We start from the raw sequence: 13,981 nt of genomic DNA on the forward strand, positions 1-13,981 counted from the left end.
CACCGGCAGTGCAGGTGGTGTGAGCCGGTCGGGGGCGGGGGGCACCGGCAGCGCAGGTGGCGTGGGCCGGTCGGGTGCTGGTGCGGCGCGGACGGTCGACGCGGACGGGCTGGTCCTGGCGCCCGGGTTCATCGACATGCACGCCCACTCCGACCTCGCCCTGCTCCGCGAACCGGAGCACCCGGCCAAGGTCACCCAGGGGGTGACCTGCGAGGTCCTCGGCCAGGACGGCCTCTCCTACGCGCCGGTCGACGACACCACCCTGCCCGCGCTCCGCCGCCAGATCGCCGGCTGGAACGGGGACCCGGACGACCTCGACTGGGACTGGCGCACCGTCGGCGGCTACCTGGACCGGCTGGACCGGACCGGTCCCGCCGTCAACGCCTGCTACCTGGTGCCGCACGGCTCGCTGCGCATGCTCGCCATGGGCTGGGAGAACCGGGCCCCGAGCGCCGCCGAACTCGACCGGATGCGCGGGCTGTTGGCGCAGGGGCTGGTCGAGGGCGCGGTCGGGATGTCGAGCGGCCTGACGTACACCCCGGGGATGTACGCCGGAACGGCCGAGCTGGTCGAACTCTGCCGGGTCGTCGCCGGCTTCGGAGGCTTCCATGCCCCCCACCAACGCTCCTACGGGGCAGGCGCGTTGGAGGGCTACGCGGAGATGGTCGAGATCGCCAGGCGGTCCGGCTGCCCGCTCCATCTCACCCACGCCACCATGAACTTCGGCGTCAACGAGGGCCGCGCCGGTGAGCTGCTGGCTCTGCTCGACCGCGCTCTCGACGACGGCGTTGACCTCACCCTGGACAGCTATCCCTACCTGCCAGGATCCACCACCCTGGCCGCCCTGCTGCCCAGTTGGGCCACCGAAGGCGGACCGCAGGCCACCCTGGCGCGCCTCGGCGACCCGGTCGCGCGCGAGCGGATCCGGTACGAGGTGGAGGAGAAGGGCAGCGACGGCTGCCACGGCGTGGTCACCGACTGGACCACCATCCAGCTCTCCGGCGTCCGAGCCCCCGAACTCGCCGACGCGGTCGGCCGGACCGTCGCCGAACTCGCCGCCGAGCAGGGCCGGAGCGGCACCGAGGTCTTCCTCGATCTGCTGCTCCGCGACGAGTTGGCCACCACCATCCTCCAGCACGTCGGCCACGAGGCGAACGTCCGGGCGATCATGCGCCACCGCGTGCACACCGTCGGCAGCGACGGGCTGTTGGTCGGCGCGCGCCCGCATCCGCGGGCCTGGGGGACCTTCCCCCGTTACCTGGCCCGGTACGTCCGCGAGTCCGGCGTGCTCACGCTGGAGGAGGCGGTCGCCCGGATGACCGGTCGGCCCGCGGCCCGGTTGCGGTTGCACCGGCGCGGACGGATCGTCCCCGGGTTCCACGCCGATCTGGTCCTCTTCGACCCCGAGCGGGTCCAGGACGCCGCCACCTTCGAGCAGCCGAGGCGGCCCGCCGTCGGTGTGGAACACGTCTACGTGAACGGTGTGGCCGTGGTGGAGCAGGGTCGCACCACGGGCGCACGGCCCGGTCGGGCCCTGCGCCGGACGGGGCGCGGGGCGGAGGCGATATGACGGCCGCGTGCTGTGGAGCCGAACCCGCCGGTGGCGGGCGGCGGGTGGCGGTGGGGTGGCGGGGTGGCGGGGTCGGTTCCCGTGAATCAGAGTGCCCCGTGAATCAGGGTGCCCAGCGAATCCGAGTGCCCAGCGAATCCGAGTGGAATGGAAGCGAACGCCGTGAATTCGAGTTCAGTTGATCCGAAGTCGGTCGAAGCGGGTTTCGTGGATCGGAAGCCTGCGGGTCCGAGCTCCGGGAGCCCGAGCGCAGGGAGCCCGAGTTCAGGGCGCCCGAGTTCAGGGAACCGGGGCACCGGGAGTTTGGGCTCCGGGAGCTGCACGTCCTCCGCTGCCGCCATGGCGGAGGCTGCGCGTGCCGCGTTCGCCGCCTCCCCGGTGGTCGCGGTCGTCCGTGCGCCACGGATACCGGACGCCGCCGCGCTCTGCGCCGCGCTCGCCGAGGGCGGTATCACCTGGACCGAATTCACCTTCACCACACCCGATGTGACAACCCACCTGCACCGGGCGGCACAGGCCGGCCACCGGGTCGGGGTCGGGACGGTGCTCACCGCCGACCAGGCCGAGCAGGGGCTCGCTGCCGGGGCGTCCTTCCTGGTCACGCCCGGTTTGCGGCCCGAGGTGGCGGATGTCGCACACGCGGCAGGAGTCCCGGTGATCCTCGGCGCCCTCACCGCGACCGAGGTCGCCCAGGCGGTGGACCTCGGTGCCGCGGCGGTGAAGATCTTCCCGGCTCGGGCGTTCGGCCCCGGCTACTTCAAGGATCTGCGGGGCCCGTACCCCGATGTCCCGCTGGTCGCCTCCGGCGGTGTCAACGCGGGCAACGCGGCGGAGTTCCTGGCGCACGGAGCACTCGCCGTCTGCGCCGGGACGGATGTGGTGCCGCCGGAGGTCGTCGCGGCCGGGGACTGGGCGGAGATCACCCGCCGGGCCCGGGCGTTCACGGAGGCCTGCGCGCCTCGGTAGCAGGGGTGACGGGTTCGGAGGCGGGTGCGGAGGGGGTGCGTCGGCGTCCTTCTCTCCAGAGGCCGGTCACGAGGTGCGACGTCTTGCGGGGTGCCATGCCCGACACGGCGGGTGCCAATCGTGGGGCGCGAAGGAGTGGGAGGGGCTCGGGAGGGCGCGCGGCGCGGCTGGGGGCTCCTTCCAGGAGTCCCGCGCCGGTCCGGGAGTGGCCGAGCCGGACTGTTGGGGCGACGGGGATTCGACGAGAATCGGTAGCCCCCCGGCACCCGGTAGGAGGATCCCACCCATGACCTCGACCCGCCCCGGCCCCGACTGGCTGAGCGACGCCGTCCTGTACCAGATCTACCCCCAGACCTTCGCCGACTCCGACGGCGACGGCATCGGCGACTTCGCGGGCATCACCGAGCACCTCGACCACCTCTCCTGGCTGGGCGTGGACACGGTCTGGCTGAACCCGTGCTTCGCCTCGCCCTTCCGCGACGCGGGGTACGACGTCACCGACTACCTCACACCCGCCCCGCGCTACGGGACGGCCGACGACCTCGCCACCCTGGTCGAGGCGGCGCGCCGCAAGGGCATCCGGATCCTGCTGGACCTGGTCGCCGGCCACACCTCCGACCAGCACCCCTGGTTCCGGGCCTCGGCCGAGGATCCGTCCGACCACCGCTACATCTGGTCCGACCGGCCGGTGGACGGCTTCGTCGCCTCCCCGGGTGGTCGGGCCGGCTGGTACCGGCCGAACTTCTTCGAGTGCCAGCCGGCGCTCAACTTCGGCTACGGGCGCGAGGACCCGGAACAGCCCTGGCGCCAGCCCGTCGACGCCGAGGGGCCTCGCGCCAACCGCGCCGCGTTGCGCGGGATCATGGCGCACTGGCTCGGCCTGGGGCTGGCGGGTTTCCGGGTCGACATGGCGTCCTCCCTGGTCAAGGACGACCCGGGCTTCGCCGAGACGGGCAAGCTCTGGAGCGAGCTGCGTGACTGGCTCGACCGCGACCACCCGCAGGCCGCGCTGTTCGCCGAATGGGGCGACCCGGCGGCCGCCGTCGCCGCGGGCTTCCACGCGGACTTCCTGCTCCAGTTCGGCGGCCCGGACCACGGCCTGCCGCTGCGCTCGCTCTGGAACAACAACGCCGGGACAGTGGAGGAGTTCTGGAAGCAGGGCCCGTGCTACTTCGAGGCCGAGGGGCGCGGCACGCCCCGGGTGTTCCTGGACGCCTGGCGCTCGGCGGCCCAACTGACGGAGGGCGCCGGGAACATCGCCCTCCCCACCGCCAACCACGACTTCTCCCGGCTCGCGACCGGCCCGCGCACCGCCGAGCAACTCGCCCCGGCCTTCGCCCTGGTGCTGACCTGGCCCACCCTGCCCGCGGTGTACTACGGCGACGAGATCGGCATGCGCTATGTGCCGGACCTCCCCGATGTCGAGGGCAGCGTGCTCGGCCCGACGTACAACCGAGCCGGCTCGCGCACGCCCATGCAGTGGGCGCCCGGTCCGAACGCGGGCTTCTCGGCCGCCCCGGCGGAACGGCTCTACCTCCCGGTGGATCCGGACCCGCGCCGGCCGGACGTCGCCACCCAGCGGGCCGACCCGACCTCGCTGCTGCACACCGTGCGGCGGCTGATCGCGCTGCGCCGCAAGCACCCGGGGCTCGGGGCGCGGGGCTCGGTGGAGGTCCGGCACGCCGGGTACCCGCTGGTGTACACCCGGGCCGGGCGGTACCTGGTGGTGATCAACCCGCGGCGGGAACCGGCGGTTCTCCAGCTCGACGGGCTGTTGGGCGGACTTGTGGACGGCGTCGGGGCGTCGGACCGGGCCGCCCGGGCCGACCGGGCGGGAAGGGCGGGCCGGGTGGGCCGGGTCACCCCGCTGGAGGTCCAGGGTGTGCGGATCGAAGCGGCAGGTGAGCTGCGGGCGGACGGGTTCTCGTACGGGGTCTTCGACCTGGGGTGACGGGCCTGGCGCCGGTGGCGTCGCCGCTCTGCGGGGGACGGGCTGATCGGGGGCGGGCTTCGGCCCGCCCCCGAGGTGGTTGTACACTGCATCTAGATGGTTGTATTTACCATCCTTCACCGCCATCTCTCACTGGCGACCGCCGGAGGACGGACCGAACTTCATGAGCACACCCCGGACCACAGTCGCCGCGCCCGCCGTGGGGCACTCGCTCAAGCACCTGACGTTCCACCTGCTCACCCCGCTGCTGATGTGCCTCGGTATGGCGCTCGCCTACCAAGGCGCCTTCCACCAGCCCGAGCCGCACCATCTGAAGGTCGCCGTCGTCGGCGCCACCCCGGAGGCGCGGGCGCTGGCCGGGGTTGTGCAGAGCAGGGCGGGCGACGCGCTGGACGTCACCACGCTGCCGGACCGGGGCGCCGCCGAACGGGGACTGCGGGACCGGGGCCTGGTCGGCGCCTTCCTCCCCGATACGAGCCACCCTGAACTACTGGTCGCAAAGGCCAACTCGGACACCTCGGCGATGGCGGCCGAGAAGGTCTTCCAGCGTGTGACCGCGCAGCAGGGCGTCCCCTTGGCCGTCACGGACCTCACCACGCCGAGCGAGGGCGACCCCACCGGTCAAGGCCTGTTCTTCCTGCTGGTCGCGCTCAGCATCGGTTCCTACGGCAGCGTCGCGGTGATCGGTGCGGCGGGTGCGGCTCTGGCCATGCGGATCCGGGTGCTGGTCGGGCTGGGCGTGTCCTTGGCGGTGAGCGTGATCGGGATTCTCACCGCAGGGCCCGTCTTCCATGTGGTGGACCACGCCCTGGCCGGGGTCTGGGCGCTCGGCTGGCTCTACTCGGCCGGGGTGATCGGGATCGGCATCGGACTCCACACCTTCCTCAAGCGGTGGACCACGCTGGCGATGATGGTGCTGTTCGTGATGCTGAACTTCACCAGTTCCGGCGGCGTCTACCGGCCGGAACTCCAGAACGGCTTCTTCGGTGGGCTGCACTCCTTCTGGGCCGGTGCGGGCTTCCTGGAGGGCGCCCGCAGTCTGCTCTACTTCGATGGCGGTGCCGGCTTCGGTGGTCATCTCCTCACGTTGATGCTGTGGTTGGCGGCTGCCGGTGCGCTCGTGGTCGGAGCGGTGATGTACGAACGGCGCGGCCGGGCGGCGGCGTCGAGCGCGGTCGACGTGGGGGCTGTCGAGGGTCGGGACGGTCGGGTCGGCGTGGCGCGCGGGGAGGGGCCCGGGGTGGAGGAGGAGATGGAGGAGTCGGCGGTCGCGATCTGATTGTCCGTCAACTCCCTGGGAGAACTTCACCCGGTGACAGGGGCATCGAATCCGGGTGGGGACCGGCGGCCCGCGACCGGCCCTGGACAAGCCGGTGGCGGGCCCCAGCCGTCGAAACGCCCGCGCGTCGCCCCGGTGGGGTGGATCGGGTGATCCGCGTGGCGGCACAGCCCGCTGCCTCCCGGATGGCAGGATCGGGCGTGCTCTGCCGACGGGGGACGCCGCCCCGTCCGTTCGCCGTCCCCGAGGAGTACCACCGTGCCTCGCCCCTTCCGCCCTACCCGTAAGTGCCCGGCATCTCACGGCTCTTGTGCGGTCCATGCGTCCTCCGTCGCCCGCACTCCCCGTACCGCTCTTGCCGACCGGGTGCTGGGAGCAGTGCCGGTCACCGCCATCGCCTTGGCGCTGCTCGCCGCGACCCCGGCGGTCGCCGTCGCACCACCGCTCTCGCAGCCCAGGATCGTCGCCCACTTCGATCTGTCCCAGGGCCGCCAGCCCGAGAACATCGCCGTCGAACCCGACGGCTCGGTGGACCTCACCCTCTCCTTCGCCCGCCAGGTCGTCCACCTCGACCGCGCCGGCCGGCTCACCGTCCTGGCCGACATGCCCGCACCCGCACACCCCGCGACCCCGGTCATCGGCGCCGCCGCCGTCTCGGGCCTCGCCCGCGCCCACGACGGCACGCTGTACTTCGCCTACGCCACCGGCACCGAGGACCTCACCGGTATCTGGAGGCTCTGCCCCGGCGGCGAGCCGGAGCGCATCGCCGCCCTCCCCGCGAGCAGCCTGCCCAACGGCCTCGCGTTGGACGAGCACGCCGGTGTGCTGTACTCCGCCGACTCGGCGCTCGGCCTGGTCCGGGTCCTGCCGACGACCGGCGGCGCCCCGGTGGTGGTCTGGTCCGACGACGCCCTCCTCAAGCCCACCGGCGCTTTCGGCGCCAACGGCCTGAAGGTGCACCGCGGTGCCGTCTGGGTCGGCAACACCGACAGTGGCTCGCTGCTGCGAATCCCGATCGGTCAGGACGGCTCCGCCGGCCCGGTCGAGGTCCGCGCCGACGGGCTCGCAGGGCTCGACGACTTCGCCTTCGTCGGGGTCGGTGACGAGCTGATCGCAGCGCTCAACACCTCCAGCGAGGCTGTCTACCTCCGCGGTGACGGTACTCGGCACACCGTTCTCGACGCCTCGGACGGTCTCTCCAACCCGACCTCGGTCGGGATCCGGGGTGATCGGGTGTATGTCTCGAGTGCGGCCTTCTACTCAAGGAGCGACCCCAACCTGCTGGCCGCGACGCTGGAGCGGTAGGGCGCCGGGACTGCGTTCGGGTCGCCGGGTGGGCCGGGCCTGCGGCCCACCCCTGGCTCCTTTCGACCCTTGGTTCCTTTCGGCTCAGGGGCGGCGTGGTGGTCGGGTGAAGCAGCAGTCACCGCAGACGCCCGCCTGCGGACCGACCCGGTAGTAGAGGCAACAGCTGGTGCGTCGGAACCCGGTGCCGGCCCGAGCGCTGCCGACGGTCAGGGTTCCGGTGCCGGCCAGGGGCGGGTGGTCGAGCGCGTGGGCGACCAGGAACCGGGCCAGCCCCGGATCCGCGGAGGTCTGGTCGGGGGCCGCTTGCGCGATGTGGGCGTCCAGCATGCGCAGGGCGCCGGCCAGGGCGGAGGCCGCGTTTCCCCGGAGCAGCCCGTCGGAGAGCGGGACCGTGGAGCGGACTGCCGCCGCCAGCTCCGTCAACTGCCCCTCGACGACGGTCCGGCGGAACCGGTCGGCGAGTTGGCCCGGATCGGCCGAGGTGTGCGCGTCCTCCGAGGCGGGCCGTGCCGTCGACGTGGGCGGACAGGGAGCCCAGAGGTCGATCGGCCCCTGTTCGGGGACGCGGACCCACGCTTCATCGGGAGTCAGGTCGGGCACTTCGCCGACCAGTACGGCGGCGCCGAGACCCACCGAGCAGAACCTGGAGGCCAGGCCGAGGTGCAGGATCGAGGCCGCGACCCGCGCCTCGGTCGTGCCCAGCCTCCGGCCGACCTCCCGGACCCGGCCTGCCAACAGGCCGTCCTGGCCCGGGGCGTAGAACTCCCGCAGCGGTCGAAAGCCCGGCGGCGGGCCCTGCCCGGGCGCCTCGGCCGCGTCCAGAGCGAAGTACGGGCCGACGGCGGCAAGCCGACCGAGGCCGGACACGACACTCATCGGCGGTCGGCCGTCGTCGCCGCAGTGGCGCGGCCGGCGGCGGGGGACGGGGCGAGATGTGCCCGGCCGTGGCCGGAGGACGGACGGCTGCGGGTGGGCATCGGGTTGGTTCTCCGGATCCGTGCGACGAGTTGGAGCGAGTGGTGGCGGCACCGGTGCGCGGCAGCGGATCGGTCCGGTCCGACGGCCGAGGAAGTACCGGTGCCGGTCCCGATGAACGGTACCGCGCCCCGGCGGCCCCGGACGGGTGCCCCGAAGGCCGGTAGGAGTCGGCCGGGGCGGTTGTGGTGCTGGTGCGGAAGCGCATGGGAGGGCGTCCTCTCCTGAGTCCTGGTCGAGCTGGTCCGGTTCTCTGTTCGGTCACGGACTAACATCCCCCCTTTCCGGAGTTCGTACCTCCCTCGGACGAGGGAGTTTGACCTTGCTTGTGGTGGATTCGGCCCTCCTGGCGAGAAGTTGGCCCGGTTCGGGGGCCGACGACCGGCCAGCAGCCGCGACCTTAGGCTCGGACGTATGCCTGCCGATTCCTCGGTGGACACGGCCCACGGCCGGTCCGCTGTTCCTGCCATCGCCGTCCCCGCGCCCCGCGGCGGCGCGACTCGTCTCAAGGCGCTCCGAGGGCCGGTGGGGGTGGTGGCCGCGCTGTTCGTGCTCGCGCTCGTCCCGCTGGCGCATCCAGGTCAGCGTGCGGCCGCGCTCCTGTTGGCCGTCATGGCCGCCGTGGCGGTGCTGGTGGCCGCGGTGCCGTGGCCGAGCGGGCGGGTGACACTCGCCGGTGCGGTGGGCGGGGTGGTCGTTGCCTCTTTGCTGCTCGACCTGGTCTATCCCGGTCCGTACCGGCTGCCGGCTTTCTGGCTGCCGTTCGAGTGGGCGGCCCTGCTGATGCTGGCGGGCCGGGTGGCCCGACGGGCCCGGGGGAGGTGGGCCGGACCGGTGGGCGCCCTGGCCGTCGTAGCGGTGCTGGCTGTGCCGCTGCGTTTCACCGTCCGAACCCCGAACGGTGGTTGGACCGCTTCCGTGCTGGCCGTCCTGACCTCGGGGGTGCCGCTGGCCGTAGTGGTCGGCGCGAGCCTGTATCTGCGGGTGCTGGACGCGCGGCGCGAGCGCGCGGTGGCGAAGGCCCGGCGCGAGCAGCGCCTGGAGGTGGCGCGGGGGTTGCACGACTTCGTGGCGCACGAGATCACCGGCATCGTGCTGGAGGCCCAGGCCGGTCAACTGCCGGGCGACCAGGGACCGGAGGAGACGGCGGCGCTGCTTCGACGGCTGGAGGAGGCCGGGCTGCGCGCACTGGACTCGATGGACGCGATGGTGGGGGCGCTGCGGGAGCCGCGCGAGGGCGGCGGCCAGGACGGAGGGGACGGTGGGGCGGACCCGCGGGGCGGGATCGGAGGCCCGGCGGGTGCGACCGGTGCGACCCGGGTGTACGGGCTGGCCGACCTGCCGGAGCTGGTGGGCCGTTTCGACCGGACCGGTCCCACCCGGGCCCGACTGGAGGCGACGCCGGAGGCGGCGGGCCTGCTGTCGATGGAGGCGGAGGGCGCCGCGTACGCGGTCGTGCTGGAGGCGTTGACGAATGTGCGACGGCACGCTCCGGGTGCCGCGGAGGCGGTCGTTCGGGTGGAGGCCCGGGCGGCCGAGGGCGGGACGGCCGCGGTGGTACGGGTGTCGGTGGGCAACGACGGCAGGGCGCCGGGCGGCATCCGTGGGCTGCGCCGCCTTCGGGACGGTGGCGGGACCGGTCTGTCAGGGCTCGCCGAACGCCTCGCCGTCTACGGCGGAACGTTGGAGTCCGGACCCGTGGAGCCCGCTCCGCTGCGGCCGACGGGTTGGCGGACGAGCTGCGAACTGCCGGTTCGCTAGGCCGAACGGCAGGGGTGCGGGGAGAAATCGGCCGCAGAAGGGTGCCGATCGGCAGATGGCAGCGGCTCGGTGAGCGGCGATGCTCGTAGTCGTGATCGACCGTACCCCGCGTCAGAAGGAGGGCCTGCCATGGCCGCCGCACCCATCTCGGTCTCCACCGATCTCGCTGCTACCGACCGTCAGGACGTCAAGGGGCCCGGGCCCGAGCGAGTCCGGTCGTGCGAGACTTCCGTGCGTGACGAGTCCGAAGCCGGATCCCATCCGTACCCTGATCGCGGACGACCAGGAAGCCGTCCGCCGGAGTGTGCGGCGGATCCTGGAGGCCCAGCCCGACATCACCGTGGTCGGCGAGGCGGCCGACGGGGTCGAGGCGCTCGAACTCGCGGCGGAGCTGCGCCCGGACGTCGCGCTCGTGGACATCCGGATGCCCAGGATGGACGGTCTGGAGCTCACCAGGCGCCTGGCCGGTCCGGGGGCGGTCACGCCCGTGCGGGTGGTGGTGCTGACCACCTTCGACCTGGACGAGTACGTCTATCCGGCGCTGAGGCACGGGGCTTCCGGGTTCCTGCTGAAGCGGTCCGGGCCGGCGTTGCTCGCCGAGGCGGTCCGGGCGGCGGCGGGAGGGGAGAGCCTGATCAGCCCGGCGGTCACCGTGCGGTTGCTCCAGCATGTGACCGCGCCCCGGCGGGTGGACCGCCGATCGTCCCCCGCCACGCCGTTGACCGAACGCGAGGTGGAGATCGCCGGTCATGTGGCGGGCGGCCGGACCAATGCCGACATCGCCGCCGAACTCTTCATCTCCCCCGGCACGGTGAAGACACACGTGGCAAGCATCCAGCGCAAGCTGGGCGTGCAGAACCGGGTGGGCATCGCCGTGCACGCGTGGGAGATGGGGTACGCGGTGTCGACCGCACCGTAGCGGCGGAACCGGAACCGGAACCGGAACCGGAGCATCGGTGCGTCGACGCGGGATGTTCGGCCGGTGAGGGGTCCGGCCGAACATGCGGAACCTGCGAGGTGGGGGTGGCCTCCGGACGTCCCGTCCTCCGGCCAGTAGTTCGATCGTCGACCGAGGTACCAGCGGCAGACCCTGATCCGTCTCGATCTGTCGCCACTGCCTCCTGCGGTCGAACCTCCTCGGCTACCTCGCAGGTCCACCACCATGATGCGCCTCGGGCGGCCGCCGCACCAGGGGTATTCAGAAAAAATTCCCATAAATCGGACAATTTTCCGACTCTGGTCGCACCGTCCCGGTCGGACGGTCAGGTACGGAGCGCGTCCTTGCGGAGGAACCGCTTGAGGCGCTGCCACGGCCAGGTGTTGATCACGTCCTCGGTGCTGAGCCATGCGCGCTGGGCGGTGCCGATCCCGTACCTGGGGTAGGCGAGGTGGGGGGTGGCATGCGCGTCGCTGTCGATCGAGAACTTCACGCCGTGGCGCTTGGCCCGGAGCACGTCCTCGTCCCGCAGGTCGAGGCGCTGGGGCGAGCTGTTGATCTCGATCGCGGTCCCGGTCCGGGCGGCAGTGGCGAACACGGCGTCCAGGTCGACGTCGATCGGCCCGCGCCGGCCGATCCGGCGGGTGGTGAGGTGGCCGATGATGTGCACGTGCGGGTTCTCGCAGGCGCGGATCAGCCTACGGGTCTGGGCGTCCCGGTCCGCGCCGAAGTGGGAGTGGACGGACGCCACACAGACATCGAAACCGGACAGGAACTCGGCCGGCCAGTCGACAGTGCCGTCCGGTCCGATGTTCAACTCGGTGCCGTGCAGCAGTCGCATTCGACGGTGCCGCCCGGCCAGTTCGCGCAGCTGCTCACGCTGGGCGAGCATCTTCTCGTCCGTCATCCGCTGCATCACCAGGTCGGGGGCATGGTCGGTGACCGCGTAGTACGCGTAGCCTCGGGCGGCCGCGGTGTCGATCATCTCCTCCAGGGTGGCCAGCCCGTCGGTGAGATCGGTATGGGTGTGCAGGTCGCCACGGAGGTCCGCCTCGGTCACCAGCTCCGGCAGCTCGCCGCGCAGGGCGGCCTCGATCTCACCCCGGTCCTCGCGCAACGGCGGCGCGATCCAGGGCAGGCCGAGCGCGGCGTACACCCCGTCCTCGCTCGCCGACACGATCTTCCCGCCGCCCTCGGCGTCGAACAGCCCGTACTCGGAGAGCTTCAGGCCGGCCCGCACCGCCATCGTCCTGAGCTTGATGTTGTGCGCCTTCGAGCCGGTGAAGTAGACCAGGGCCGCGCCCCAGTCCTCCTCCGGGACCACGCGCAGGTCGACCTGGATCCCGTCCGTGGTGCGGATCGAGGTCTTGGTCGGCCCGGTGCCGATCACCTCGGCCGCGTAGGGAAGCGCCGTCAGCGCGGCCATCAGGGGTGCCGAATCCTCGGCGGTGGCCAGGATGTCGATGTCGCCGACCGTCTCGCGCATCCGGCGCAGCGAACCCGCGTACGCGCAGCGGGTGCACCCCGGTACGGCCGTCAGTGCTGTGACGATCCGGTCGGCCAGCGCGGTGGCGGCGTCCAGCAGTGTCCGGCCGCCGGACTGCCGGATCAGTTCGATGCCGTGCAGGATCTTCTCGCCGCTACGTTCGCCCAGGCCGGGGACCTCGCTCAGCCGGTCGGCGCGGATCGCCTCGGCGAGTTCGTCGACCGAGGCGATGCCGAGGTCACGGTAGAGCGCGAGCGCGCGCTTCGGTCCGACGCCGGGGACGGACATCATCGCGCGCACTCCGGCCGGGATCTCGGCCCGGAGCGTCTCCAGCGCCTCGATCCGCCCGCCGGTGAGGTACTCGGCGATCTTCTCGGCGGTGGACCTGCCGACCCCGGGGATCTGCTGGAGCCCCTTCGCGTCGAGGCCGTCGATGTCCACGGGGTGGCCGCCGATTGCTCGGGCGGCCTTCTCGTAGGCGCGGGCGCGGAAGGCGTCGCCGCCAGCGATCGAGATCAGATCGGCGTACTCCTGCAGCAGCTCCCTGACCTTGTCGTTGAGCCGGGCCATGGGGTCAGTCTAGGTTCGCCGGTCGGATCGGGCCGGGTGTCCGCGGGCATCCGTCGGCGAGTGGGGGGAGAAGGGTGCGGGAGAAGTCACGGCCGGTGCGCGGAAGGGACCGGTGGCCGGAGTGGGGGCGCGTGCGGACCGACGCGCGCCGGTGTGGTGCTCCCGCCGATTGCCGGAGGGCGGCCCCGCTGGTCGGCGGGGTAGCAGCGGCTGGTGTGGCCCCGGGGCCGGATTGTCACCCGGGCGGCGGGGGCGCAGGCTTGGCGCAGGGCCGGGGAAGCAGCCCGCACCGGTCCGCCACGGGGTGGCGGATCGGGTCCGCGAGGGACGAGGGGCAGGACGATGGCAGGCGGGAAGCTCTGGGGCTACGTCGCGTCGGGTGCCCGGGCGCTGGGTGGGCTCGGCCCGCTCGGGCGGTCCGGGGCACTGGTGGGCGCGCGGTTGCTCAAGGGCGTGGGTGGGGGTGGCCGGCCGGAGCCGGACCGGCACGGGGCGATGCTCGCCGCGCCGATCGGGACGGTGGGTGCCGGGAGTTCGGGCCGGTCCGTGGCCGGCGGCATGGCCGGACCACAGCTGTTGTCACGGCCGGAGTTGGAGCGGTTGCGCTGGATCGACCGGGCCGGCGGCTGTGTGCCGGACGCGAGGCACGTGCAGGTGGCCGAGGTGGTCGGACGGGTGCTGCGGGGCGGTGGCCGGGGAGCCTCGGTGGTGGTGCGGCTTCCGGTGGGGCTGCCGGTCGTGATCGCGGACGCCCCGCGGTTGGAGGCGGCCCTGGCCGGGTTGGTCGATCACGCGATCCGTCGCAGTCCGGCGGGGGCCAGGGTGCTGGTCCGGGCCGATCCGCTGCCGGGGCCGGACGGCCTGCTGGGTACTCGGGGAGGGGTGGGGCCGGGAGGGGTGTTCGGTCGGGGTGCTTCCGGGAAGGGCTCCCTCGGTAGGGGGGCACTCGGCAAGGGGGCGTTCACCGGGGGAGCGTTCGGTGGGTCGGACGCGTGGACGGCCGAGCCCGCCCGGGTCGAGCTGAGGGTGGTGGACCGGGGGTCGTCGGAGCCGCCGGAGGCCCGTCAGTGGCTGCTCGCCGGGATGTACGGCGAGCCGGGTATCCCGGGCGCCGGCTGGGCCTCGGGCGGCGGGTTCGGCGGTCCCGGCAGTGGTGGGGGGGGGGGTTGGGGCGGGGG

9 protein-coding genes and 1 pseudogene are annotated in these 13,981 nt (G+C 73.0%); 8 read left to right on the forward strand and 2 right to left on the reverse strand.

From position 1 onward, the window contains the following. The first annotated feature begins 19 nt into the window (after positions 1–19). From ADK60_RS14085 to ADK60_RS14105, 5 genes are all read left to right on the forward strand, one after another. Entirely contained in the window at positions 20–1,570 is a 1,551-nt protein-coding gene (locus ADK60_RS14085) for an N-acyl-D-amino-acid deacylase family protein (RefSeq protein ID WP_079008348.1), read from the forward strand. A 339-nt stretch (positions 1,571–1,909) separates the two neighbouring features. Continuing rightward, positions 1,910–2,536, forward strand: a complete 627-nt coding sequence (locus ADK60_RS14090) for a bifunctional 4-hydroxy-2-oxoglutarate aldolase/2-dehydro-3-deoxy-phosphogluconate aldolase (RefSeq protein WP_045944647.1) — start codon at positions 1,910–1,912, stop codon at positions 2,534–2,536. A 286-nt stretch (positions 2,537–2,822) separates the two neighbouring features. After that, positions 2,823–4,487: an alpha-amylase family glycosyl hydrolase gene (locus ADK60_RS14095; protein ID WP_053646118.1), complete on the forward strand. Its 1,665-nt coding sequence runs from the start codon at positions 2,823–2,825 to the stop codon at positions 4,485–4,487. 163 nt (positions 4,488–4,650) lie between these two features. Then, positions 4,651–5,766, forward strand: a complete 1,116-nt coding sequence (locus ADK60_RS14100; protein WP_053646120.1) for a hypothetical protein — start codon at positions 4,651–4,653, stop codon at positions 5,764–5,766. A 366-nt stretch (positions 5,767–6,132) separates the two neighbouring features. Next, positions 6,133–7,071 carry an NHL repeat-containing protein gene (locus ADK60_RS14105; protein ID WP_053646122.1) on the forward strand — a complete coding sequence of 313 codons (939 nt, stop codon included), beginning with the start codon at positions 6,133–6,135 and terminating at the stop codon, positions 7,069–7,071. An 84-nt stretch (positions 7,072–7,155) separates the two neighbouring features. Here ADK60_RS14105 and ADK60_RS14110 read toward each other — a convergent pair whose 3' ends face one another. Beyond that, complete coding sequence (locus ADK60_RS14110; protein ID WP_234371078.1) at positions 7,156–7,941, reverse strand: (2Fe-2S)-binding protein; 786 nt, start codon at positions 7,939–7,941, stop codon at positions 7,156–7,158. Positions 7,942–8,463: 522 nt separating this feature from the next. Between ADK60_RS14110 and ADK60_RS47620 the strand changes: the two genes are divergently transcribed. After that, positions 8,464–9,810: a sensor histidine kinase gene (locus ADK60_RS47620; RefSeq protein WP_079008349.1), complete on the forward strand. Its 1,347-nt coding sequence runs from the start codon at positions 8,464–8,466 to the stop codon at positions 9,808–9,810. Positions 9,811–10,045: 235 nt separating this feature from the next. Next, positions 10,046–10,729 (forward strand): response regulator, encoded by a 684-nt coding sequence (locus ADK60_RS14120; RefSeq protein ID WP_234371079.1) that lies wholly within the window; start codon positions 10,046–10,048, stop codon positions 10,727–10,729. A 343-nt stretch (positions 10,730–11,072) separates the two neighbouring features. Here ADK60_RS14120 and polX read toward each other — a convergent pair whose 3' ends face one another. After that, positions 11,073–12,803, reverse strand: coding sequence for a DNA polymerase/3'-5' exonuclease PolX (gene polX, locus ADK60_RS14125; protein WP_053646126.1), 1,731 nt, complete (start codon positions 12,801–12,803; stop codon positions 11,073–11,075). 342 nt (positions 12,804–13,145) lie between these two features. Between polX and ADK60_RS47625 the strand changes: the two are divergent. Beyond that, positions 13,146–13,981, forward strand: a pseudogene (locus ADK60_RS47625) (hypothetical protein); the annotation flags it as partial.

It is taken from the genome of Streptomyces sp. XY431 (assembly GCF_001279805.1).
GTDB classification, from domain to species: domain Bacteria; phylum Actinomycetota; class Actinomycetes; order Streptomycetales; family Streptomycetaceae; genus Kitasatospora; species Kitasatospora purpeofusca.